This is a genomic window from Pantoea sp. X-Soil-YNGN-775, from assembly GCF_059730575.1.
The window spans coordinates 2,148,467-2,171,857 of record NZ_AP035945.1; the positions used below are offsets into that span (position 1 = coordinate 2,148,467).

Below are 23,391 nucleotides of genomic sequence, written 5' to 3' on the forward strand. Positions count from 1 at the left end.
ACGGGAGAGGATTGGATGCCCAAAAACCCATCGGGTTCAATATTGCTGCGCCTGTTTAACATTTCAAGGCGGAGGGGTCAATCTCAGATCAGACGACGTGGCGATATGCAACTGCATGATAAAAAGCGCTTTTTCCATCTGAAATAATCACACATCCCGGTGCAAAATCCCTGAAATCGGAATCGCCCACACTCTACCTGATAAAATCTGTTACGCAACTTAATTAGCACTCAGGTTAAATTTCCGCCAATTTTTCCGCCGTTACGCCGATTTGTCACACAATGCGACACGCAAGTAATATAGAAAGGATTATGGTGCTGTCAAAAAAGGAGCAAACAATGAAGACATTAACCCAACCTATTTCACGCCAGGAATTGCTGGAAAAAGCCAATGCGTTAATCAAACAGCATGACGATTATTTTGCCGGTATGCAGGCGGATGAGGTGATTCAGCAAGGCGACGTGCTGGTGTTTCGCGGCCCGTTTTTCCTTGATGCAGATGAGTTGCCCACCGCCAGAACCACCACGGTGTTCAACGTGTTCAAACATCTTGCCGTGGTGTTGTCACCGCTTTACCACCTGGAATAAAAAAAACCCGGCACAGGCCGGGTTGTGTTATGTCGTGTCAGCGCTTAAAGCAGCGGCTTTTCGCCACGCTGCCAGAGCTTAAGCAGCAGGCGCTCGGCAACCGATCCGGCACTGTGTGTCATACGGTCAATCATCTTACGACGACGGGCGTAATGCACGCCCAGCACGTTGAACCGATCCATCTGACGGATAATCAGATCGTCACTGGTGCCGACTTCGTCAATCAGACCGAGATCCAGCGCCTGCCGGCCATACCAGTGTTCGCCGGTCGCCACTTTATCGATGTCGAGTGAAGGACGCATCTGATGAACGAACTGCTTAAACAGCAGGTGGGTTTCGTTCAGGTCTTCCTGAAATTTTTCACGTCCCTCATCGGTGTTTTCGCCAAACAGGGTCAGGGTGCGCTTGTACTGTCCGGCAGTATGTAATTCCACGTCGATATCGTTGCGCTTCAGCAGACGATTGAAGTTAGGGACCTGCGCCACCACCCCAATTGAACCGATAATTGAAAACGGTGCCGCCACGATACGATCGGCCACACACGCCATCATATAGCCGCCACTGGCCGCCACTTTATCCACCGCAGCGGTAATCTGCAGCCCGCGATCGCGCAGGCGCTGCAGCTGGGATGCGGCCAGGCCATAGCCGTGCACCACGCCGCCAGGACTTTCAAGCCGTAACAGCACTTCATCGCCCGGCTGGGTGACGGCCAGCACCGCCGACACTTCTTCGCGCAGCGAGGTGACCTCACTGGCATCCATACTGCCTTTGAAGTCCAGCACGTAAAGCGTCGGTTTATTCACCTCGTTTTCGCCCTGCTTCGCGGCCCGCTTTTCCGCCTTCGCTTTGAGCTTCTCCGATTTTTTATGATTTTTCAGCCACACTTTTTGCGCCTGCGGTTTCATCTTCGCCAGCTGCAGGTCCTCTTTCATCTGTTGATAGTCATCACCCAGATGCGTCAGTCGCAGCTGACCGCTCTGACCCCGTTTGCGCAACGCGGCATTCATCACAATCAGCACAATTGCAGCGATCGCCACCACCAGCGTCACTACTTTTGCTAAAAACAGTCCATAACTCGAAAGAAGATCCATTGTGTCGCCTTAGTAAACAGAGAATTAGAGACAATGGGCTAGTTTAGCCGTTTTGCCCCTATGCGTCGCCTGAAATGCCGGCAGCTGGCACAGAATGTGCCGGTTGACGATTGCGCCAATTCGTAATTTCAGGCATAAAGCGGAATCATGCTGTTTTCGCTGGAGGATCCCACCGTGCATTATCAACCGAAAAGCGACCTGCTTAATCATCGCATCATCCTGGTCACCGGCGCATCAGAGGGGATTGGTCGTGAAGCGGCGCTGACTTATGCCCGCTATGGCGCCGAAGTGATCCTGCTGGGACGCAATGCTGACAAGCTGCAACAGGTCGGGCAGACCATTAATCAACTTAATAAACGCCCCGCCCACCCGCTGGTGTTTGACCTGGCCGAAGCCACACCTGAACGCTGCCAGCAGCTGGCACACCAACTGGCGCAGCAGTTTTCTCACCTGGATGGTGTGCTGCACAACGCCGGGATTCTCGGTGAGATTGTGCCGCTGGCCGAACTGGATCCGCAGATCTGGCAGCAGGTAATGAAAATCAATCTCGATGCCACCTTTTATCTGACGCAGGCGCTGTTACCGCTGCTGCTGAAGTCGGAATCCGGTTCACTGGTGTTTACCACCTCGAGCGTCGGCCGCACCGGCCGGGCCGGCTGGGGAGCCTATGCGGTCTCCAAGTTTGCCACGGAAGGGATGATGCAGGTGCTGGCTGACGAGTATAAAAATCATGCGCTGCGGGTTAACTGCATTAATCCTGGCGGCACCCGTACAAAAATGCGTGCCAGCGCGTTTCCGCAGGAAGATGCGAATAAACTGAAAACTCCCGCTGATTTGATGCCGCTCTACCTCTATTTAATGGGCGACGACAGCCGTCGTAAAACCGGTATCAGTTTCGATGCTCAGCCAGGCAGGAAACCGGGAGCAGCAGAATAATGGCCGACGATCGCCATCAGCAACGCCAGCAACGGTTAAAAGAGCAGGTCGATGCACGCATCGCCGCGGCCAATGAGGTACGCGGCATTCTGATGGTGTTTACCGGCAACGGCAAAGGCAAAACCACCGCCGCCTTTGGCACCGTCCTGCGCGCTTGTGGTCACGGTAAACGAGCGGGCGCTATTCAGTTTATTAAAGGCGACTGGCCGAACGGTGAGCGTAACCTGCTCGAGCAGCACGGCGTTGAGTTTCAGGTGATGGCCACCGGTTTCACCTGGGAAACCCAGAATCGGGAAACCGACACCGCGGCCTGTCTGGCGGTCTGGCAGCACGCCAGACGGATGCTGGCCGATGAGACGCTGGATTTGGTGGTGCTGGATGAGATCACTTACATGATCAGCATGGATTATCTGCCGCTGGAGGAGCTGGTTGATGCTCTGCGTCAGCGTCCGGCCCGGCAAAGCGTGATCGTCACTGGTCGTGGTTGTCACCGCAGCTTGCTGGAGATGGCTGATACCGTTACCGAGATGCGGCCGGTAAAGCATGCGTTTGATGCCGGCATTCAGGCACAGCAGGGAATCGACTGGTAGGCAAAAAAAAACGCAGCCCGGGGCTGCGTTTTTAGCGATATTGACGTGGTTAGCCGGAGTTGCGTTTGCTACCCGGATTACGACGTGGGGTGCTGCTCACTTTACTGTGCCGCTTCACCGCACGGCGGATCTGGTTCGCTTTGGTACGGCGGCGATCTTTCTCCACCACCAGCTTGGTCACCGTCTCGTCATCCATACCGACCAGGTTGCGCAGGTAGTTAACCGCCGGCAGGTCCAGTTCGGTCCAGCCGCCGCGAGGCAGCCCTTTCGGCAGGGTAATATCACCGTAGCGCACGCGCATCAGACGACTCACCTGCACACCGACCGCTTCCCATAAACGACGCACTTCACGGTTACGGCCTTCGGTCAGGGTCACGTTGTACCACTGGTTGATCCCTTCACCGCCGCCGAAACGCAGGGTTTTAAAGGCGGCCGGGCCATCTTCCAGCTGCACGCCCTTACTCAGCTGACGAATTTTATCATCGTCAACCTGACCAAACACCCGCACTGCATATTCACGTTCTACTTCACGGCTCGGATGCATTAAACGGTTCGCCAGTTCACCGTCGGTGGTGAACAGCATCAGGCCGCAGGTATTTACATCCAGACGACCTACTGCAATCCAGCGCGATCCACGCAGGCGCGGCAGTCGGTCAAATACCGTCGGGCGTCCTTCCGGGTCGCTACGCGTACACAGCTCACCTTCCGGTTTGTAATAGGCCAGCACCCGGCAGACTTCCGCCGCCGACTCGGCGATGGAAACCAGATGGCCATCAATACGGATTTTCAGGGATTTGCTGCTTTCGACGCGGTCGCCGAGGGTGGCAATTTTGCCATCGACGCTGACACGGCCGGCGGCAATCATAGATTCGATTTCACGACGCGAGCCATGACCGGCACGCGCTAAAACTTTCTGTAACTTCTCGCTCATTGAGCTTCCTCTTTGTCGCCTTCCCAGGCGTCACGGTAGGGTGGAAAATCTTTTTAAATCAATAGGTTAACTTAAAAAGTTTGGCCCATTATACAGACATTTACCCCTGATGTAACGCGCTTTGTGGTTTTCGGAGTCAATTTAAGGATAGCCGGTCCGGCTGACTTTTTCCGCCGTTCAGCCAGACAAACCGGCCAGTGCATCGTGGGCGATATAATTAATAAAGATGCTGAATAAAACGCGATTTCCAAAAACTTTATAGTGCCTGGCATTTAAATTTTCTGAACTGTGACCTGCACCGATGCAATCTGTCAGCCATAAAAATATTCACGCTATCTTACACTTCCACCACTTTCATCCTGCTGTATTTCATCTACCCTTTCTCAACAAGGCAGTATAAAATACTGTTTAGTTGCTTTTATTCGTCACAACCCCGGTGTTAAATAAAAATTTGCAGCGTAACTCTGTTGCAGATTTGTTTATCACCTTATTTTTCGGGGTATTTTCTTAATATTAGTTTTAATTAATTGTGCATAACAATAGGCGGTGTAAACTCTGACGCTGAAGCACCAATAAACGCAGTGCCCGCAGTTATAATTGGCGCGCGTACAAAAATAAAACTTTAAAGATTCATTAACAAAAATAGTGTTTTTACATTAATCCAATAAACCGGCGCATCCGGAGTTGTTGCGTTAATACGGTTCAGTGATGAACCTTGATTGCATGTCAGAAGCCTTCACCAGGGATTTTCACGACATGCCTGAAAAAGAATACCAACATGAGAAACCTCTTTCTGTGCCCAGCGCTTGCCGCGCTGGCGTTGACCGGGTGTTCCGTGGGCCATACCGAGTACAGTCGTACCGCAATGCAGCACGTTGATATGAGCGTGACCGGCATTCCGACGATCCTCGGTCTTGGTACCCTTGGAACCAGTATCCCCCTGACGCCAGAATACAGTCTGACCGCTGCCCACGTCGCGAAAACCGCCGTCCAACGCGTGAAGTCTTATCATCCCTATTGCGATCTGGCGATTATCTACCACAAAAATGACGCCAAAACATTAGCCCAATTCCGCAGCAGCGATATTGGCGATCCGGTTAAAATGTACGGCTACAGTTTTATTTCCGCACTGCCGGTCGAATCCTCAGGAGTTAATTTAGCCCGTACCGCTATTCGTAACGGCTGGAATAAAAGCCCGTGCATAGCCATGGCATCTAATGCTGGCGTGGTTCAGGGTATGTCGGGCGGCGGAGTGTATAACAACGATGAAACCCTGGGTGGCGTAATTGTTGGTTATTCTGATGCAATAAAAAATGGCCGTAATGGAAAAGTGATCCTGAAAGATGTTTCACTCTATATTCCTTACGGCCAGTTTAAGAACTGGTTGCAGGCCAATCTGGCCCAGACACCGACACGCGGTGCCTGAACCGCTCTGGTTACAGGAACGGGCGGGTATCGCCCACGCCTTCGCGCACAATTTCCGGCGAATCGGTGGTCAAATCGACCACCGTGGTTGGCTGTTGTCCCAGCGTGCCGCCGTCAATAATCAGATCAACCAGCTTGCCGATGCTATGCTGGATCTCTTCCGGGTCGGACTCGGTGAAGTCGTTCCCCGGCAGAATCAATGAGGTCGACATCATCGGCTGGTTCAGCGCCTCCAGCAGCGCCAGCGCCACCGGATTAGACGGCACGCGCAGCCCGATGGTTTTCCGCTTGTCATTCATCAGACGACGCGGAACCTCTTTGGTCGCCTTGAGAATAAAGGTGTAGTTACCCGGGGTGTTGTTTTTCAGCAAACGGAAGGCTGAATTTCCTACCTGAGAATAAACAGAAAGCTCAGAGAGATCCCGGCACATCAGGGTGAAATTATGGTGCCCATCCAGCTGACGAATGCGGCAGATACGCTCCATCGCGCCCTTCTCTTCCAGCCGACAGCCCAGCGCATAGCCGGAATCGGTCGGATAGACGATCACGCTGCCTTTATTAAGGTAATCCACCGCCTGGTTAATCAGACGGGGTTGCGGGTTATCCGGGTGGATGTGAAACAATTGACTCATAGAAACCTCGTGTCACCTTTCCGTGCATAAATCGCCGGGAGCCAGCTGCGGGAAGCGTTCCCAGACCGGCTCAACCGCCGCGGGCAGCCACAATTTGCGGCCCAGCTCAATCCACGGGCAGGGTTGATGAAAATCAGAACCTTGTGATGCGGCCAGCGCATTGTCTCTGGCGTATTGCGCCAGCTGCGTACGCTCATTCGGCGCCTGCTGACACTGGGCGACCTCCATGGCATCACCACCGACTTCGCGGAAATGAGCGACCAGCCGCTTGAGCCACTTCGCCGATAAGCCATAGCGCCCGGGGTGCGCCAGCACCGCGCAACCGCCAGAATGATGAATCGCATCAATAGCTTGTTCAATTGTACACCATTGTGGCGGCACGTAGCCGGTTTTGCCACGCGCCAGATAATTTTTGAACACCTGCGCCATATTATCCGCCTTGCCCTGCTCCATCAGGAAGCGCGCGAAGTGGCCGCGGGTGATCACCCCGCCATCGGCCAGCCGCAGTGCACCAGCCAGCGCGCCCGGAATGCGGGCTTTCTCCAGCCGCTCGGCAATCTGTTCCGCCCGCGCCTGCCGACAGGCATGCTGTCCGGCGAGAAAACTGACCAGCGTCGGATGATGGATATCGATATTTAATCCCACGATATGAATTTCGTGATTTTCCCACAGGGTGGAAACCTCAACGCCCGCCAGCACCTTGATCGGTAAAGCCTGATCGATGACCGTTTGACGGGCTTCATCCACCCCCGCGACGCTATCGTGATCGGTAATCGCCAGTACGCCTACGCGCATCTCAACCGCACGCTGTACCAGCGCGGCCGGCGTCAGCAAGCCATCCGAGGCCCGCGTGTGGCTGTGTAAATCATAAACCGGGAAACGGGCGATATCGCTCAAGAGAACTCCTGCTGGAAACTAAACCGGCCAGCATGATAACGATTTTAACCGTCGGTGAAAAAGTGTATTGACATTTCCGCCCTGAACCCGTTAACTAGTACACAAGTTCACACGTAACGGGTATTCAATCATGGCTGTTGTAATCACGCATTTTAACGGTTGGTGGCGCGATGTTCCCGAACACGGGCGACGTGGTCGTGCACATTTTGCGTAAACGCTGTGCAGATACCTGAGCCCGCCACCGAGCGGGCTTTTTTTTGAGCGAAATTCAGAGAAATCATCATGCCAATTGCGAAACCTACAGTGAAGTTGATTACCGGCAACGCGCCTTATCGCGAAGATCCGGCCGCGGTGTTTCATCAGTTATGCGGCGCACGTCCGGCAACCCTGCTGCTCGAATCTGCCGATATCGACAGCAAAAAGAATCTTAAAAGCCTGTTGATTGTCGACAGCGCACTGCGTATCAGCGCGCTGGACAACCAGGTGACTATTCAGGCGCTGTCAGAAAATGGCCGTGCGCTGCTGCCGCTGCTGGACGCCGCGCTGCCCGGCACCGTCGAAAATCAGGTACGTCCCGATGGCCGCGAACTGACTTTCCCGCCGAACAGCGGCCAGCAGGATGAGGATTCACGTCTGCAGGCGCTGTCGGTATTTGACGCGCTGCGTCTGATTCCCCAGCTGGTCAATTCGCCTGCCGATGAGCGTGAAGCCGTGCTGTTAGGCGGACTGTTTGCCTACGATCTGGTGGCGGGCTTCGAAACCCTGCCGCCGCTGGAAAATCAGCAGCGCTGCCCGGACTACTGTTTTTATCTGGCTGAAACGCTGCTGGTGATCGATCACCAGACCCGCAGCGCGCGACTGCAGGCCAGCCTGTTCTGCCCGTCGACCAATGAATTCCAGCGTCTGCAACGCCGGATTGAGCAACTGCATGGCCAGATGCTGCAGCCGGCTCCGGCGCTGCCGGTCCAGACGGTAGAGCAGATGTCCCTGACCACCAGCCAGAGCGATGAAGAGTATTGCGAGGTGGTGCGCACCATGCAGCAGGCGATTCGCATCGGCGAAATCTTCCAGGTGGTGCCTTCACGACGCTTCTCACTGCCATGCCCTTCGCCGCTGGCAGCCTACGACACGCTGAAAAACAGCAATCCCAGCCCGTATATGTTTTTTATGCAGGACCAGGATTTCGCACTGTTTGGTGCCTCACCGGAAAGTTCGCTGAAGTATGACGCCAGCTCACGTCAGATTGAGATCTACCCGATTGCCGGTACCCGTCCACGCGGACGTCAAGCGGACGGTTCGCTGGATCGCGACCTGGACAGCCGGATTGAACTGGAGATGCGCACCGACCATAAAGAGCTGGCAGAGCATCTGATGCTGGTCGATCTGGCGCGTAACGATCTGGCGCGCATCTGCGTGCCGGGCAGCCGCTACGTCGCCGATCTGACCAAGGTTGATCGCTACTCGTTTGTGATGCATCTGGTGTCACGCGTGGTCGGCACCCTGCGCGCCGATCTTGATGTGCTGCACGCCTATCGCGCCTGCATGAACATGGGCACCCTGAGCGGTGCGCCGAAAGTACGCGCCATGCAGCTGATCGCCGGTGCTGAAGGCACCCGCCGCGGCAGCTACGGTGGTGCGGTCGGCTATTTCACCGCCAATGGCGACCTGGATACCTGCATCGTTATCCGCTCTGCGTATGTAGAAGACGGGGTAGCAACCGTACAGGCGGGTGCCGGTGTGGTTCTGGACTCGAATCCGCAGGCGGAAGCCGACGAGAGCCGCAATAAAGCCCGCGCGGTGCTGCGCGCCATTGCAACTGCCCATCACTGCAAGGAGATCTTCTGATGGCCGATATTCTGCTGCTCGATAACATCGACTCATTTACCTATAACCTGGTCGATCAACTGCGGACCTTTGGTCACAACGTGGTGATCTACCGCAATAACCTGCCGGCGGCACTGTTAATTGAGCAGCTGCAGCAGATGGAGAACCCGGTGCTGATGCTGTCGCCAGGCCCGGGCGCGCCGAAAGATGCCGGCTGCATGCCTGAACTGCTGCGTACGATGCGCGGCCGGTTACCGATTATCGGTATCTGCCTCGGCCATCAGGCGATTGTGGAAGAATATGGCGGCCACGTCGGTCAGGCTGGCGAGATCCTGCACGGGAAAGCCTCCGCGGTGGTTCATGATGGCGAGGCGATGTTTGCCGGCCTGAGCAACCCGCTACCGGTAGCGCGCTATCACTCACTGGTTGGCAGCAATACGCCGGATGAACTTACCGTCAATGCCAGCTACAACGGCATGGTGATGGCGGTTCGCCACGAAACTGACCGGGTATGCGGATTCCAGTTCCATCCTGAATCCATTCTGACCACTCAGGGCGCGCGACTGCTTGAGCAGACGCTGGCCTGGGCGCTGGCGAAGTAACAGGGAGAATGACTATGCAACAGACACTGGAAAAACTTTACCAGGCGCAGACGCTGAATCAGGCTGAGAGTCATCAGCTGTTCAGCGCGATTATTACCGGTCAGCTGGAGCCGACCCAACTGGCGGCAGCCCTGATTGCGATGAAAGTCCGGGGCGAAACGCCGGAAGAGATCGCCGGTGCGGCTACCGCACTGCTGGAAGATGCCAAACCCTTCCCGCGTCCCGACTATGCTTTTGCCGATATCGTCGGAACCGGCGGTGACGGCAGCAACAGCATTAACATTTCAACTGCCAGTGCGTTTGTCGCAGCAACCTGCGGCCTGAAAGTGGCCAAGCACGGTAACCGCAGCGTCTCCAGCAAGTCCGGTTCTTCCGATCTGCTGGCGGCGTTTGGCATTAATCTGGATATGCCGGCTCCGCAGGCACGTCAGGCACTGGACGATCTCAACGTCTGCTTCCTGTTTGCGCCGCAGTACCACACCGGATTCCGCCACGCGATGCCGGTGCGCCAGCAGCTAAAAACCCGGACGCTGTTTAATGTCCTTGGCCCGCTGATTAATCCGGCCCGACCACCGCTGGCGGTGATTGGCGTGTACAGCCCGGAGCTGGTGATGCCGATTGCACAGACCCTGAAAGTACTGGGCTATCAGCGTGCAGCGGTAGTACATGGCGGCGGGATGGATGAAGTGGCGCTGCACGACGTGACCCATGTGGCAGAGCTGCGTGACGGGGAAATCACCCGCTATCAGCTGTCGCCGGAAGACTTCGGTTTTGGCTTCCATCCGAAGGAAGCGCTGGCTGGCGGCACGCCGGAAGAAAATCGTGACATTCTCACGGCTTTACTCCAGGGTAATGGCCAGCAGGCCCATGAGGAAGCGGTCGCCGTCAATGTGGCGATGCTGCTTAAAGTATTCGGTCATGAAGATCTGCGTGAAAACGCACAGCGTGCGCTCAACGCTATCCGTAGTGGACAGGCTTACGAGCGCGTGGTCGCTCTGGCAGCAAGAGGATAACCATGCAAGGTACCGTGTTAGAAAAAATTGTGCAGGACAAAGCGATTTGGGTTGCAGCGCGTCAGCAGCAGCAGCCTCTTTCTACCTTTCAGAACAGCATTGAGCCTGCCAGCCGTCATTTTTATGATGCGCTCCAGGGTGCGCGCACCGCGTTTATCCTCGAGTGTAAGAAAGCATCGCCCTCGAAAGGGATTATCCGCGCCGATTTTGATCCGGCGGCGATTGCCGGGGTTTATCGTCACTACGCTTCGGCAGTGTCGGTGCTGACCGATGAAAAATACTTTCAGGGCGACTTTGCTTTTCTGCCGATCGTCAGTGCCGCTATCACCCAGCCAGTGTTGTGCAAAGACTTTATCATCGACCCGTATCAGATCTATCTGGCACGTTACTATCAGGCAGACGCCATTCTGCTGATGCTGTCGGTGCTGGATGATGAGCAGTATCGTCAGCTGGCCGCCGTCGCCCACAGCCTGAAAATGGGCATCCTGACCGAAGTCAGTAATGAGCAGGAGCTGGAGCGCGCCATTGCGCTGCAGGCCAGAGTGGTCGGGATCAATAACCGCGACCTGCGCGATCTGTCGATCGATCTGAACCGCACCCGCCAGCTGGCCCCACGCCTGTCGCACGGCGTCACGGTGATCAGCGAATCGGGCATCAACAGCTATGCAGACATTCGAGAGCTGAGCCACTTTGCCAACGGCTTCCTGATCGGCTCCGCCCTGATGGAAGAACCCGACCTGACCGCAGCGGTGCGCCGGGTGACGCTGGGGGCCAATAAAGTCTGTGGCCTGACCCGGGCGGAAGACGCGCGTGCCGCCTATGAAGCCGGTGCCCTCTACGGCGGGCTGATCTTTGCCGAAGGTTCGCCGCGTTACATCGAAACTGAAGCCGCCCGTACGCTGATGGCCGCCGCGCCGTTGCGTTACGTTGGCGTGTTCCGCAATAACGCCGTTAGTGACGTTGTCACCAAAGCCACCGCGCTTTCGCTCGCCGCCGTTCAGCTGCACGGCAATGAAAACCCGGATTATGTTAGCGAACTGCGCGCGGCCCTGCCTGCCAGCGTTGAGATCTGGAAAGCGCTGCGCGTTGAAGGCGCGTTACCGGCGCGCAACTGGCCGCACATCGATCGTTACGTGTTTGATAATGGCGACGGCGGAACCGGTCAGCGCTTTGACTGGTCACTGTTACAGGGCCAGACGCTGAACGACGTGCTGCTGGCCGGTGGCCTGAGCGCGGATAACTGTGTTGAAGCGGCGCAGCTGGGCTGTGCCGGTCTCGATTTCAACTCTGGGGTGGAAAGCGCGCCCGGTATCAAAGATGCCCGTAAAATCGCGGCGGTGTTCCAGACACTGCGCGCCTACTGATTTGCCTGGCCTGCTCTACGGCGGGCCCGAAAAAGGAAGCTAAAAATGACGTTACTGAACCCCTACTTTGGCGAATTTGGCGGAATGTATGTTCCGCAGATCCTGATGCCAGCGCTGCGCCAGCTGGAAGAGGCGTTTGTCGACGCGCAGAAAGATCCTGAGTTTCAGGCGGAATTCATGGACCTGCTGAAGAACTATGCCGGTCGTCCTACCGCCCTGACGCTGTGTAAGAACCTGACCAAAGGCACCAAAACCCGACTCTACCTGAAGCGCGAAGATCTGCTGCACGGCGGCGCGCACAAAACCAATCAGGTGCTGGGCCAGGCGCTGCTGGCTAAACGCATGGGCAAGAACGAAATTATCGCAGAAACCGGTGCCGGACAGCACGGTGTCGCCTCTGCGCTGGCCTGCGCGCTGCTGGGAATGAAGTGCCGCATCTATATGGGTGCCAAAGACGTTGAACGTCAGTCTCCCAACGTATTCCGTATGCGTCTGATGGGTGCCGAAGTGATCCCGGTACACAGTGGATCAGCCACGCTGAAGGATGCCTGTAACGAGGCGCTGCGCGACTGGTCTGGCAGCTATGAAACTGCACACTATATGCTGGGCACCGCGGCTGGCCCGCATCCGTTCCCGACCATCGTGCGTGAGTTTCAGCGGATGATCGGCGAAGAGACCAAAAAGCAGATTCTGGAAAAAGAGGGTCGCCTGCCGGACGCGATTATCGCCTGCGTTGGCGGAGGCTCTAACGCCATCGGCATGTTCGCGGACTTTATCGATGAAAGCAGCGTTAAGCTGATTGGCGTTGAGCCAGCGGGACACGGCATTGAAACTGGCGAGCATGGCGCGCCGCTGAAGCATGGCCGCGTTGGTATCTACTTCGGCATGAAAGCTCCGATGATGCAGACTGAGGATGGGCAGATTGAAGAGTCTTACTCGATCTCTGCCGGCCTCGATTTTCCGTCAGTCGGACCGCAGCATGCGCATCTCAACAGCATTGGCCGCGCCGAATATGTTTCGATTACCGATAACGAAGCGCTGTCCGCCTTCAAACAGCTGTGCCGTGCTGAAGGCATCATTCCGGCACTGGAATCATCCCATGCGCTGGCGTACGCCCTGAAGATGATTCAGGCCGAGCCGGAGAAAGAGCAGCTGGTGGTGGTTAACCTTTCTGGCCGCGGCGATAAAGATATTTTCACCGTTCACGACATTCTGACCGCGCAGGGAGAAATCTGATGGAACGTTACGATCAACTGTTTAAACGCCTCTCTGCCCGCAACGAAGGCGCATTTGTGCCTTTCGTGACGCTGGGCGATCCGTCGCCGGAACTCTCGCTGCAGGTGATTGACGCCCTGGTGGAAGGCGGCGCAGATGCGCTGGAATTAGGCATCCCCTTCTCCGATCCGCTGGCCGATGGCCCGACCATTCAGAACGCGACGCTGCGCGCCTTTGCGGCGGGCACCAACACCAGCCAGTGCTTTGAAATGCTGGCGACCATCCGGCGCAAATACCCGGATCTGCCAATCGGTTTACTGATGTATGCCAATCTGGTGTTCACCAACGGCGTGGATGCGTTTTACGCACGTTGTGCTGAAGCCGGTGTCGATTCGGTGCTGGTGGCAGATGTGCCGGTAGAAGAGTCTGCCCCGTTCCGTCAGGCGGCGCTGCGTCATGGTATCGCACCGATTTTCATCTGCCCGCCGAACGCCAGTGATACCCTGCTGCGGGAGATCGCCTCACACGGACGCGGTTATACCTACCTGCTCTCCCGTGCTGGCGTGACCGGCGCTGAAAACCGCGCCAGCCTGCCGCTGCAGCATCTGATCGACAAGCTGCGGGAATACAATGCGGCCCCGCCGCTGCAGGGATTCGGTATCTCTGAACCGTCGCAGGTGAAGGAAGCCATCGCGGCCGGCGCGGCCGGTGCGATCTCTGGCTCCGCCATTGTGCGAATCATTGAAAAAAATCACGCCGAACCGGAGGTGATGCTGCGCGAACTGAAAAATTTCGTCAGCAGCCTCAAAGCCGCCAGCCGTTAATTCTGCCAGCATGCCTTATCAGGTGATAAGGCATGATTTCTTTCCATTTTTTACATCCCGCCATTTGCCCTTTTTGCAAAATCTGCACCACAATGTCAGAGCGCCGTTACGGTAACGTCGCATCCAATTTGTGACAGGGAGAGAAAGCAATGAAATTATTTAAACTGCTGGCGGGTGCGTTGATGGCGGGCGTGGTTGCGCTGACACTGAGCGCCTGTGCGCCAACCGCGACCAAAGAGGGAACCGGTGGCTATATCGACGACACCGTGGTGACCACCAAAGTGAAAGGTGAACTGCTGAAAGATGACTCGCTGAAATCGACTGAAATCAACGTAGAAACCTTTAAAGGTAAAGTTCAGCTGAGCGGTTTTGTCTCATCACCACAGATGGCCAATCGCGCGGTGCAGGTTACGCGCAGCGTGCCAGGCGTGAAATCCGTTGTTAACAATATGCAAATCAAATAATTGCTGCTGTGCTTAACAGAAAGGCCGCGTTAACAGCGGCCTTTTTCTCATCAGAAGCGGTAACCCGCGCCAAAAAAGAAAACCCAGGGATCGATGCGCATATTGATATTCTGCTGCTCGCCCGCTGCCTTGAACTTCACTTCAGTATCAATATCCATGTACCACACTGACGCATTCAGCATCCAGTCGCGGTTAATCTGGTAATCCAGACCAACCTGTCCCGCTACGCCCCAGGAATCTTTCACGCTCAGATCGCTGAGACCCGCATCACGGCCGGTCTGGTTGAAGTCAGCGTCATAAAAGGTGGTGTAGTTGATACCGACCCCGACATACGGGCGCGCTTTGCTTTGGCTGTCGAAGAAATAGTATTGTGCCATCAGTGTTGGCGGCAGCTGACGTACCGTCGCCAGCGTACCGGTCGGACCCAGCCCCACTTTGTGGCGGAACGGCGTGGCGGCCAGCAGTTCGACCCCGATATTATCGGTCGCCATATAGGTAAAGGTTAGTCCAAGCTGGGTATCGTTACTGGCGCTGAACTCGCCCATCCCGAGCACGTTGTCGGAACCTTCAGTTGGCCGCACCGTGGCGCTGCCGGCGCGCATAAAAAAATCGCCCGCCTGATGTGCCATCGCCAGTTGGGGTAGAGCCAGAGCCAGTAACATTGCGCATTTTGCCAGTTTCATCGTCACTCCTTTGCTAAAGGGAAAAAACTCTCAGGTCATCAATTTTTTGTTAGCAAAGATTTAACGTGATTTACATAAAATTGCACTCTGCCCGGCTGAATTAAATTAATTAAAAAACAATGGGTTGATGTAGATCAATTTTAGCCAGTGCCGTTGCTGAAAAAATCCCCTTGCCGAAATATTTTGCCCGGCTTATTTTGCTGATCCAGATTGTTGATTTTGGTTCGATGCCTCAGGAGTGGCGGGTGATCAAATGAGCGAAACTTCTAATCCTTGTGTCAGCTGTGGCGCCTGCTGCGCCCATTTCCGTGTCTCTTTCTACTGGGCTGAAGCCGATGATGCCGACGGCCCGGTGCCGACTGAATTAACCGAGCCGCTAAGCCTGCTTATGCGCAATATGCGCGGCACTAACGATCGCGCTCCACGCTGTGTTGCCCTGCAGGGCGAGATTGGTGGCTGCGTCTCGTGTGGAATTTATCAACAACGTCCGACGCCCTGTCGCGAATTTGCGATGTCGGGTGAAGAAGGCGTCGCCAATGAAGCCTGCGATCGCGCCCGCGCCCGCTACGGTCTTCCCGCCCTTTTTCACCCATCTTTACCTGTTATGACAGAAAGTTATGCCGCGGCGGGTGCCCGCGAGCTGCCAGAACATGTACAATCGCCGGGTTAATTAACCCGGTTCCTCCAAGGAGTGTACATGTCTATCACGGCAAGCTCGTTATACCGTGACACTGGAAATTTTGCCCGCCATCAGCTGGTTACTTTACTGTTGATGTCGCTGTTGACCGCTTTCATCACCGTAATGCTGGTACATGTGCTGACCCCAGGCGCCGATCAAATGGCGATCCTGCAGCAGGGTGACGACAGTGCCAGTTCGTTGTTTGAGATGGTGCAGAATATGTCACCTGAACAGCAGCAGGTGTTGCTGCGCGCTTCTGCAGCGGGCACCTTCGCCGCGCTGGTCGGCAATACGCTGTTGCTCGGCGGGATGTTGTGTCTGATACCGATGGTCTCTTCTGGCCAGCGGGTCAGTGCGCTGCGTGCCATTGGCACAGCGGCACCGTTACTGCCGAAGCTGTTACTGCTGACCTTCCTGATTACGCTGGTGGCGCAGCTCGGCTTTATGATTCTGGTGGTGCCCGGCATTCTGCTGACTATCCTGCTGTCACTGGCACCGGTGATGCTGGCTAGCGAGAAGATCGGCGTGTTCGCTGCGATGCGCGCCAGCATGCGGATGGCCTGGAAGAACGTGAAATTGATCGCGCCAGCCATTATTCTCTGGCTGCTGGCGAAAGTAGTGGTCATGCTGTTTTTCTCCTCGCTGACCGTTCTGCCGATGAATGTCTCCTCGGTGATTTTTACCGCTGCAGGTAATCTGGTTTCGGCCATGTTAATTATCTATCTGTATCGGCTTTATATGCTGTTACGTTGATGGCTGATGCGCCTTCGGGCGCATCCGTCCCCAATTCAGCTCTGACTGGAATGACTATGAAGCAGTTACTCGACTTTCTCCCTTTGGTAGTTTTTTTCATTTTCTACAAGCTGTACGACATCTTTGTTGCCTCTGGCGCGTTGATTGTCGCAACCGGTCTGGCATTAGTCGTCAGCTGGGTGCTCTACCGTAAACTGGAGAAGATGACGATTTTCACCTTTGTGCTGGTGGCGGTATTTGGCACGCTGACGCTGGTTTTCCACAACGATGAGTTTATTAAGTGGAAAGTGACGGTGATCTACAGCCTGTTTGCCGTGGCGCTGCTCTACAGCCAGTGGTTTATGAAACAAACGCTGATCCAGAGCATGCTGGGCAAAGAGTTACAGCTGCCGGACCCAATCTGGCGTCGGCTGAACACCGCCTGGGCGCTGTTTTTCCTGGTCTGCGGTCTGGTCAATATCTATGTCGCCTTTTGGTTATCTCAGGCGTTCTGGGTTAACTTTAAGGTGTTTGGTCTGACCGGCCTCACCCTACTGTTTACCCTGATCAGCGGGCTCTACATCTGGCGACAGATGCCGCAACAACAACAAAAATAATTACGCTGCCCGGTCCTGCCGGGCATTTTTTAGCGATCCTCTGCAGAAGAATGAAAGCAATGGACGAAAAACATAAGTTGCCGCAAGGCGAAATGGTGTTACGTACGTTAGCCATGCCAGCAGATACCAACGCCAACGGTGATATTTTTGGCGGCTGGTTGATGTCTCAGATGGATATGGGCGGTGCGATCCTGGCCAAAGAGATTGCCGAAGGCCGGGTGGTTACGGTGCGGGTTGATGGCATGTCATTTATGAAACCGGTGGCGGTGGGTGATGTGGTCAGTTGCCACGCTCGCTGCATCCGCACCGGCAACAGTTCCATGACCATCAATGTCGAGGTGTGGATCAAGAAGGTGTCGTCAGAGCCGATTGGGCAGACATACTGTGCGACCGAAGCGGTATTTATCTACGTCGCGGTCGACAATGACGGTAATTCACGTCCGTTGCCTGCCGGACGGGCCAATCAGCAACCCAGCGATTAGCCGGTCGACTGGCGGTCAGGCAAGGGTGTTACCTGACCGCCAGTTTACTATTCGATACTGGCTCCGCCACTGAGCTTAAACACAACGTTCATGGTCAGACCCTGCCCCGGACGCCCGCTCTGGTAACGCCACTGCTTCATTGCCTGTTTGACAGTACGTTCAAACATATTGCGCGGCTCGGCGGAGAGTATCTGGATGTTATCCACCCGCCCTTCGCTGTCCACATCAAATTTCACCCGCACTCGTCCTTCGACGCGTAATGCTAATGCTCGCGGTGGATAGCCCGGCTTGCTGACGCTCAGCGCTTTTGGCCCATTTGACACCGTCTGACTCGGTGCTGGCGTCGACTTCGGCGCGGCGGTTGGCTTGTTCTGCGTGGCCGGTGCCTCCTGCTTAAACGGATTGGCCTGCGGCTTGCTCTCCTGCCGCGGTTTGACTTCGCGTTTAGGCTGCTCACGCTTGTGTTCCGGCTTCGGCTTAGGTTTGGGCTTCGGTTCCGGCTTAGGAATGGGCACCGGCTCGGGCTTCGGTGGCTCCGGGGCCGGCTGAGGTTCTGGCACCGGTTCAGGTTCTGGCTGCGGTTCTGGCTGTGGGGCGGGTGGCTCAACCACTGCCGGGGCCGGCTCAGGCTGAACTTCAGGAGCGACCATGGTTACGCTGATAGGCTGCGACGCTTTAGGAACTTCGAGTACCTGATGGAATGAGGCGTAAAGAATTCCGGCAATTACGGCACCATGTAAAGCGACAGACAATAACATGGAGACAGGCGTGCGTTTTGGTAATGGCATAGTCAGCGTGGTCATAACGGTCGCGGTCATTGAATGAAGAGCCGATTTTAAATGCAAATAGCAATCAGTTTCAATAACTCCCGCCATCCAGCCGAAAGAAAAGCGTTTTTTAGCCCATTATGCTGAGCACCGAAGTGGTCAGAGGTTTCATTTGCACTCTGATCGGCAATCCCTTAACGTGTTGCGAAATTCTGAAGAGTTAATGGGAGCTCCCAAGTGCTTTACGTCATTTATGCAGAAGACAACGCAGATTCACTGGAAAAACGTAACGCGGTGCGCCCTGCTCATCTGGCTCGGCTGAAACTACTGCATGAAGAAGGACGCCTGATTATTGCGGGTCCGATGCCTGCTGTCGACAGCAACGATCCGGGCGTGGCGGGCTTCACCGGTTCTACCGTGATTGCCGAGTTCCCGTCATTAGAAGCGGCGCAGTCGTGGGCAGAAGATGACCCCTATATTGCTGCTGGCGTCTACAAACAGGTCGCCGTGAAACCGTTTAAACGCGTTTTCTGATCGCGCGTACCAGGTTAAGAAATGGCTTCGGTGCGGCGCACGGAAGCCATTTTTGTTTTGGGTGAAGTAACGATGCAAGTGATGATTCTGGCGCTGCTGGTGCCGATCGTGGCGCTGATTGGGGCCGCACTCTATTTATGGCGGGCCCACGGCTGGCGTAACAAAAAACAGCTGATTGTGATGTGCGTGGTGCTGGCTGCGGCGCTGCAGCTGGTGAACGTAACCCTGCTGTTGACCGCGCAGGCGCGGCTGGCCGGTTAGCCCTCTCGCCCGCAGAATTCAAAAAAACCGCCTTCCTGAACTGCCCGCTGAACCCGGCCCCACAACCGGGTAAGGTGCCGTTTTTATCAATTCATTAAGCCCGCTAAGCTTAATCGAAGACGTTATTGATAATTGCCGTCACCACCGCAGTACTGAGCGCGATCAGCACCAGGTTATCCCCGACAATCTTCCATTGATAACCCGGATAATAGGGCAGGCTGTCCAGCATGGAAGATGGCACCGACCGTTTGGCAATACCGGGTGGCAAAGGTTTACCTCGCGCAAGATTCTTCGCAATACCCGGTGGCAGCGATGAATAACCGGTCAGCCCATGCTGTCTGGCCAGATCGCGGGCGAACGCATAGCCGATCTCGGATTCCGCCCGATAAGGATCGCCGCCCTGCTTCTTTTTACCCTGAGACGAACGATCTTTAGCGTTTTTGCCCTCACCTTTACCACCATGGTCGGCGGAATGTCCATGACCATTGCCATTGCCATTGCCATTGCCATTGCCCGGATTGGCCAGTAAGACTGGCGAGGTGAACAGCAGACAGCAGGCCAAAGCGATGACGCCACCGTTTGATTTCTTATTCATTGACTGACTCCCAAAGGTATTTCTTCTCAATTTATAGCCGGATCTGAAAAGCAGCAATCTGGCATGCTCTTAAAAAGCACGCTGCAAATATCTTCGATCTGCATCGACTCTCAGCGGTTTAGCGCAGCGTCAGTTTTCGCGCCTGCTGACAGGCGTCTGAACAATCCGCTGGCGTAGCCTGTAAACCACCCAGCAACGCTTAGTCCTGCTAAACAATAGCCGCAGCGATAAATGACAGGTTTTACTATTTTACAGTATGTTATTTAATAAGACTGGCATCTCCACCGCGTCCTGACCGGTATAAATGTAAATTTTTTTGACCAATCAGCCAGCGTGTTCTTGACTGAAAGGACCGTTCAACACAACAGGAGAGGCCGTCATGACCGAATTGCTGCATATCATGTCTGTCAGCGCGATTGTTGCGGGCATCTATTTACTGGATTGACCATGAGCGGATTGTTGCGGGAAAAACAAAAGCCCTGCCGGTCTGGCAGGGCTTCGATCTTCCGTGAGAGATGAATGATTGGACAACGAAAAACGATCACGAAAGATGGCTAATTTCTACAAAAACACTGACACCTTGTCAATATGGCCGACCCGCTTGCGCGGTGCCTGTGGCGTATCTTCCCCGCCAGCGATCGGAGTGTGGTGAGCTGAACTTTCTGCTGAACTTTCTATTGAACTTGTTTCTGCACTTTCCGGTGCTCTTTTCTTAGCACCTGTTCCCCTGCAAACGTCCGCTGTGCAGAGTGCTATAAGCGTGCGGGCAACCCCAGCCACAGCGCAAATGCTATCACCGGCGCATTAATTGCGTTCCAGCAGCAAGCTAATCAGGGCATGGTAATGGTGCTCTTCTTCCGCACTGGTCACATCCTGTAAGCGGCTAATCAAGCGGGTACAGATCGCCTTACGATTGAGACTGCGTCCTGAACGCATAATCTCGGTTACCACTGACCCCAGAATCGCCTGCTGTGACGGCAGAGCGGCACTGCTAAGATAAGCCGAAATATCTGAAATGGAGGCCGGAATTCGTACGTTGGTTTGCATCGTTAACCCTCATAGAGTTCGTTTAATTTTTCAACCGATGCAGTAAAGCTATACAACTCTAATAAAGTTGTACAGATATTTATGGTATAATTTGCCCTGCAACAGCAACCAATGAAATAAATCACTATCAAACAGTCACTTGCGTTATTGTAAAGTTGTACAGAGTTGGCTGCGTCCGCCAGAGGCGTCGTCCGCACGCAGTTAGCGCATAACCGACTTCGCGTGGCGCGACACCGACAGTAAAAAACGCGCGATGGATTTTTTTTATCCTGGAGAGGAATTATTATCCATCACTGTCTACATTTATGACTTCTTTATTACACTCCGAAGTTCAGAACGGACGCTACATCACAGTCGCAGGCTCATTATGCATAAAACATATAATATTCAGGGCGCCTCAACTCTGTTCAATCAGCTGTTATTGCGGATGCAGGCGATTGCCGATCCAAAAACAGAAGTGCTGAGCGGCTACCCGGCAAATTGCTCTGCCTGGCTGACCATTTATTATCATCGCAAAACAGATAAGTGGTCTTTTGAATGGTATGACCGTGCCGGTTATCGACGTCCGATGGGCGTGGGCAGCCCGGCCGATTGCCTGATGTGTGAAGTGAAGGATCGCGGCGCGACGCAACAGGAGCAGCTGCAGGCGCGCCACTTTCTGGCGGAGATGGGCTTTTTCGAAGCCTGAGCCGGCATCGGACTGGCGGGAAGGTGCCGGGGATTCTCCCCAGCCGGCTGCCCGGTTGCCCGCCTGAACCGTCAGCACCGGCGACGGCGATTACAACTGTTGCGTAATAAACAGAATGGAGCGACGCTGCTGCTGCGCCAGCTGATGGCGAATACTGTGGATACGCTTATAACGGCGTGACTGCCCTTCCAGCCAGCGTGAACGGCGGCGGTGCACCTGACGTAACATTCTCCAGCGCGCCACTTCATTTCTGCTTCGTCTCATTACTTCCTCTCTGACATCGAATTCACGCGCACGTATTATAAAGATCTTATCGCCAATGCCAAATCTGATCTGAACAGATGGCGCAGGCCAGGGGGTTTCGCTGACCCGCAACAGCACGTAAACTTGCCAGACGAAAGCGCGAACGGGATGTCCACTTAATGACCACTTTTTACACCCTGATCAGTTGGATGCTGCTGTTTGGCTACTGGCTGCTGATCGCCGGTGTCACCTTGCGAATACTGATGAAGCGCCGCGCCGTCACTTCGGCGATGGCCTGGCTGCTGATTATCTATATTCTGCCGCTGGTGGGTATTATCGCCTACCTCTCCTTTGGCGAACTGCACCTGGGTAAACGGCGTGCCGAACGCGCCCGCACCATGTGGCCATCAACGGCGCGCTGGCTGAACGACCTGAAGCAGTGCCGTGAAATCTTTGCCACTGAACACAGCGACGTTGCGCGCTCGCTGTTCGAGCTTTGTTATCACCGTCAGGGCATTGCCGGCGTCAAAGGCAACCAGCTGCAACTGCTTACCAGCTCGGATGATGTGATGCAGGCGCTGATCCGCGACATCCAGCTGGCGCGTCACAACATCGAGATGGTGTTCTATATCTGGCACCCTGGCGGACTGGCGGATGAAGTGGCAGAGTCGCTGATGGCGGCCTCACGTCGCGGCGTACATTGCCGTTTGCTGCTCGACTCGGCCGGCAGCGTCACCTTCTTCCGCAGCCAGTGGGTGGGCATGATGCGCAATGCCGGTATTGATGTGGTGGAAGCGTTGCAGGTCAGCCTGCTGCGCGTTTTCCTGCGCCGGATGGATCTGCGTCAGCACCGAAAAATCGTGTTAATCGATAACTATATTGCCTACACCGGCAGCATGAATCTGGTGGATCCGCGCTTCTTCAAACAGAACGCCGGGGTCGGACAATGGATCGATCTGATGGCGCGGATGGAAGGTCCGGTGGCCACCGCGATGGGGATTGTCTTCAGCTGCGACTGGGAGATTGAAACCGGTAAACGTATTCTGCCGCCGCCGCCCGACCGCAATATCATGCCGTTTGAGCAGGAGAGCGGCCACACGGTGCAGGTTATCGCCTCGGGTCCTGGCTTTCCGGAAGATATGATCCATCAGGCGCTGCTGACGGCGGTCTATTCCGCCCGTGAACAGCTGATCATGACCACGCCCTACTTCGTGCCAAGCGACGATCTGCTGCATGCCATCTGCACCGCGGCGCAGCGCGGCGTGAATGTCAGCATTATTGTCCCGCGCCATAACGACTCCCTGCTGGTGGGCTGGGCCAGCCGGGCGTTTTTCAGTGAGCTGCTGGAGGCGGGCGTTAAAATTTACCAGTTTGAAGATGGTCTGCTGCATACCAAAAGCGTTCTGGTTGATGGACAGCTCAGCCTGGTCGGCACGGTAAATCTTGATATGCGCAGCCTGTGGCTCAATTTTGAGATTACACTGGTGGTAGACGATGCCGGATTTGGCAGCGATCTGGCCTGCGTGCAGGATGACTATATTGCCCGCTCACGCCTGCTGGACGGTAAGCGCTGGTCAAAACGTGCCTGGTGGCAACGCATCGTCGAACGACTGTTTTACTTCTTTAGCCCTTTACTGTAAAACGAGCCAAATTGTGTAAACGCCCGCA

General features: G+C 55.1%; 26 protein-coding genes, 1 pseudogene and 1 other annotated feature. Of the genes and pseudogenes, 18 read left to right on the forward strand and 9 right to left on the reverse strand.

Translation table 11 applies throughout. The annotated features are described in order from the left end of the window. Positions 1 to 338: 338 nt before the first annotated feature. Positions 339 to 587 (forward strand): DUF2498 family protein, encoded by a 249-nt coding sequence (locus tag AC6I8I_RS10135; protein WP_031374554.1) that lies wholly within the window; start codon positions 339 to 341, stop codon positions 585 to 587. 44 nt (positions 588 to 631) lie between these two features. Here AC6I8I_RS10135 and sohB read toward each other — a convergent pair whose 3' ends face one another. After that, entirely contained in the window at positions 632 to 1,678 is a 1,047-nt protein-coding gene (gene sohB / locus AC6I8I_RS10140) for a protease SohB (RefSeq protein WP_312054444.1), read from the reverse strand. A gap of 174 nt (positions 1,679 to 1,852) precedes the next feature. On the opposite strand from sohB, the gene AC6I8I_RS10145 reads away from it, so the two are divergent. Beyond that, complete coding sequence (locus AC6I8I_RS10145; protein WP_031374556.1) at positions 1,853 to 2,614, forward strand: YciK family oxidoreductase; 762 nt, start codon at positions 1,853 to 1,855, stop codon at positions 2,612 to 2,614. Further along, complete coding sequence (cobO, locus tag AC6I8I_RS10150) at positions 2,614 to 3,204, forward strand: cob(I)yrinic acid a,c-diamide adenosyltransferase (RefSeq protein ID WP_312054442.1); 591 nt, start codon at positions 2,614 to 2,616, stop codon at positions 3,202 to 3,204. Before AC6I8I_RS10145 ends, cobO begins: the two co-directional genes overlap by 1 nt. A 49-nt stretch (positions 3,205 to 3,253) precedes the next feature. Here the strand turns inward: cobO and rluB are convergent, their stop codons facing one another. Further along, positions 3,254 to 4,135 (reverse strand): 23S rRNA pseudouridine(2605) synthase RluB, encoded by an 882-nt coding sequence (gene rluB, locus AC6I8I_RS10155; protein ID WP_031374558.1) that lies wholly within the window; start codon positions 4,133 to 4,135, stop codon positions 3,254 to 3,256. Between the two features lie 778 nt (positions 4,136 to 4,913). On the opposite strand from rluB, the gene AC6I8I_RS10160 reads away from it, so the two are divergent. Further along, complete coding sequence (locus tag AC6I8I_RS10160; RefSeq protein ID WP_312757118.1) at positions 4,914 to 5,561, forward strand: serine protease; 648 nt, start codon at positions 4,914 to 4,916, stop codon at positions 5,559 to 5,561. Positions 5,562 to 5,571: 10 nt separating this feature from the next. Here AC6I8I_RS10160 and AC6I8I_RS10165 read toward each other — a convergent pair whose 3' ends face one another. Together AC6I8I_RS10165 and rnm are read right to left on the reverse strand one after the other, a co-directional pair. Beyond that, positions 5,572 to 6,192 (reverse strand): L-threonylcarbamoyladenylate synthase, encoded by a 621-nt coding sequence (locus AC6I8I_RS10165; RefSeq protein WP_031374560.1) that lies wholly within the window; start codon positions 6,190 to 6,192, stop codon positions 5,572 to 5,574. A 12-nt stretch (positions 6,193 to 6,204) separates the two neighbouring features. Beyond that, positions 6,205 to 7,089, reverse strand: a complete 885-nt coding sequence (gene rnm / locus AC6I8I_RS10170) for an RNase RNM (RefSeq protein ID WP_312757120.1) — start codon at positions 7,087 to 7,089, stop codon at positions 6,205 to 6,207. Positions 7,090 to 7,243: 154 nt separating this feature from the next. After that, positions 7,244 to 7,348: a sequence feature (Trp leader region), on the forward strand. Between the two features lie 23 nt (positions 7,349 to 7,371). Between rnm and AC6I8I_RS10175 the strand changes: the two genes are divergently transcribed. The 6 genes and pseudogenes from AC6I8I_RS10175 (at position 7,372) to AC6I8I_RS10200 (ending at position 14,395) form a co-directional block, all read left to right on the forward strand. Further along, positions 7,372 to 8,934 (forward strand): anthranilate synthase component 1, encoded by a 1,563-nt coding sequence (locus tag AC6I8I_RS10175; protein WP_312757122.1) that lies wholly within the window; start codon positions 7,372 to 7,374, stop codon positions 8,932 to 8,934. Beyond that, positions 8,934 to 10,528: pseudogene (gene trpD / locus AC6I8I_RS10180) on the forward strand (bifunctional anthranilate synthase glutamate amidotransferase component TrpG/anthranilate phosphoribosyltransferase TrpD). Before AC6I8I_RS10175 ends, trpD begins: the two are co-directional and overlap by 1 nt. A 2-nt stretch (positions 10,529 to 10,530) precedes the next feature. Next, the gene (trpCF, locus tag AC6I8I_RS10185) at positions 10,531 to 11,892 is read left to right on the forward strand and encodes a bifunctional indole-3-glycerol-phosphate synthase TrpC/phosphoribosylanthranilate isomerase TrpF (RefSeq protein ID WP_497820204.1); all 1,362 of its coding nucleotides are present in this window, start codon (positions 10,531 to 10,533) and stop codon (positions 11,890 to 11,892) included. 45 nt (positions 11,893 to 11,937) lie between these two features. After that, on the forward strand, positions 11,938 to 13,128 hold the full coding sequence (gene trpB / locus AC6I8I_RS10190; protein WP_312054433.1) for a tryptophan synthase subunit beta: 1,191 nt from the start codon (positions 11,938 to 11,940) through the stop codon (positions 13,126 to 13,128). After that, positions 13,128 to 13,931, forward strand: coding sequence for a tryptophan synthase subunit alpha (gene trpA, locus AC6I8I_RS10195; RefSeq protein WP_312054432.1), 804 nt, complete (start codon positions 13,128 to 13,130; stop codon positions 13,929 to 13,931). Before trpB ends, trpA begins: the two co-directional genes overlap by 1 nt. 149 nt (positions 13,932 to 14,080) lie before the next feature. Next, positions 14,081 to 14,395: a BON domain-containing protein gene (locus AC6I8I_RS10200; RefSeq protein ID WP_031374566.1), complete on the forward strand. Its 315-nt coding sequence runs from the start codon at positions 14,081 to 14,083 to the stop codon at positions 14,393 to 14,395. Between the two features lie 50 nt (positions 14,396 to 14,445). Here the strand turns inward: AC6I8I_RS10200 and ompW are convergent, their stop codons facing one another. After that, positions 14,446 to 15,078 carry an outer membrane protein OmpW gene (ompW, locus tag AC6I8I_RS10205; RefSeq protein ID WP_312057151.1) on the reverse strand — a complete coding sequence of 211 codons (633 nt, stop codon included), beginning with the start codon at positions 15,076 to 15,078 and terminating at the stop codon, positions 14,446 to 14,448. A gap of 253 nt (positions 15,079 to 15,331) precedes the next feature. On the opposite strand from ompW, the gene AC6I8I_RS10210 reads away from it, so the two are divergent. From AC6I8I_RS10210 to yciA, 4 genes are read left to right on the forward strand one after another with little or no spacing between them, the layout of a single operon-like run. Continuing rightward, positions 15,332 to 15,748: a YkgJ family cysteine cluster protein gene (locus AC6I8I_RS10210; protein ID WP_497827803.1), complete on the forward strand. Its 417-nt coding sequence runs from the start codon at positions 15,332 to 15,334 to the stop codon at positions 15,746 to 15,748. Positions 15,749 to 15,775: 27 nt separating this feature from the next. Then, positions 15,776 to 16,510, forward strand: coding sequence for a YciC family protein (locus AC6I8I_RS10215; protein ID WP_031374569.1), 735 nt, complete (start codon positions 15,776 to 15,778; stop codon positions 16,508 to 16,510). A 56-nt stretch (positions 16,511 to 16,566) separates the two neighbouring features. Beyond that, positions 16,567 to 17,106, forward strand: a complete 540-nt coding sequence (locus AC6I8I_RS10220) for a septation protein A (RefSeq protein WP_312057148.1) — start codon at positions 16,567 to 16,569, stop codon at positions 17,104 to 17,106. 59 nt (positions 17,107 to 17,165) lie between these two features. Next, on the forward strand, positions 17,166 to 17,588 hold the full coding sequence (gene yciA / locus AC6I8I_RS10225; RefSeq protein WP_312057146.1) for an acyl-CoA thioester hydrolase YciA: 423 nt from the start codon (positions 17,166 to 17,168) through the stop codon (positions 17,586 to 17,588). Positions 17,589 to 17,635: 47 nt separating this feature from the next. Here yciA and tonB read toward each other — a convergent pair whose 3' ends face one another. Further along, a complete protein-coding gene (tonB, locus tag AC6I8I_RS10230) occupies positions 17,636 to 18,391 on the reverse strand; it encodes a TonB system transport protein TonB (protein WP_312057145.1) in 756 nt (251 codons plus the stop codon). A 201-nt stretch (positions 18,392 to 18,592) separates the two neighbouring features. Between tonB and AC6I8I_RS10235 the strand changes: the two genes are divergently transcribed. Together AC6I8I_RS10235 and AC6I8I_RS10240 are read left to right on the forward strand one after the other, a co-directional pair. Beyond that, positions 18,593 to 18,889: a YciI family protein gene (locus AC6I8I_RS10235; RefSeq protein ID WP_031374572.1), complete on the forward strand. Its 297-nt coding sequence runs from the start codon at positions 18,593 to 18,595 to the stop codon at positions 18,887 to 18,889. 72 nt (positions 18,890 to 18,961) lie between these two features. Continuing rightward, positions 18,962 to 19,150: a hypothetical protein gene (locus tag AC6I8I_RS10240; protein WP_312757133.1), complete on the forward strand. Its 189-nt coding sequence runs from the start codon at positions 18,962 to 18,964 to the stop codon at positions 19,148 to 19,150. Between the two features lie 109 nt (positions 19,151 to 19,259). On the opposite strand, the gene AC6I8I_RS10245 is transcribed toward AC6I8I_RS10240, so the two are convergent. Further along, the gene (locus tag AC6I8I_RS10245; RefSeq protein ID WP_312757134.1) at positions 19,260 to 19,745 is read right to left on the reverse strand and encodes an anti-virulence regulator CigR family protein; all 486 of its coding nucleotides are present in this window, start codon (positions 19,743 to 19,745) and stop codon (positions 19,260 to 19,262) included. An 804-nt stretch (positions 19,746 to 20,549) separates the two neighbouring features. Continuing rightward, a complete protein-coding gene (gene ycgZ / locus AC6I8I_RS10250) occupies positions 20,550 to 20,792 on the reverse strand; it encodes a regulatory protein YcgZ (RefSeq protein WP_312057141.1) in 243 nt (80 codons plus the stop codon). A gap of 367 nt (positions 20,793 to 21,159) precedes the next feature. Here ycgZ and AC6I8I_RS10255 point away from each other — a divergent pair, with 367 nt between their 5' ends. Further along, on the forward strand, positions 21,160 to 21,480 hold the full coding sequence (locus AC6I8I_RS10255; RefSeq protein WP_497827804.1) for a hypothetical protein: 321 nt from the start codon (positions 21,160 to 21,162) through the stop codon (positions 21,478 to 21,480). A 90-nt stretch (positions 21,481 to 21,570) separates the two neighbouring features. Here the strand turns inward: AC6I8I_RS10255 and AC6I8I_RS10260 are convergent, their stop codons facing one another. Then, positions 21,571 to 21,744 carry a YciY family protein gene (locus AC6I8I_RS10260; RefSeq protein ID WP_089561442.1) on the reverse strand — a complete coding sequence of 58 codons (174 nt, stop codon included), beginning with the start codon at positions 21,742 to 21,744 and terminating at the stop codon, positions 21,571 to 21,573. Between the two features lie 158 nt (positions 21,745 to 21,902). On the opposite strand from AC6I8I_RS10260, the gene cls reads away from it, so the two are divergent. Continuing rightward, positions 21,903 to 23,363 carry a cardiolipin synthase gene (gene cls / locus AC6I8I_RS10265; RefSeq protein WP_497820209.1) on the forward strand — a complete coding sequence of 487 codons (1,461 nt, stop codon included), beginning with the start codon at positions 21,903 to 21,905 and terminating at the stop codon, positions 23,361 to 23,363. Positions 23,364 to 23,391: the final 28 nt, after the last annotated feature.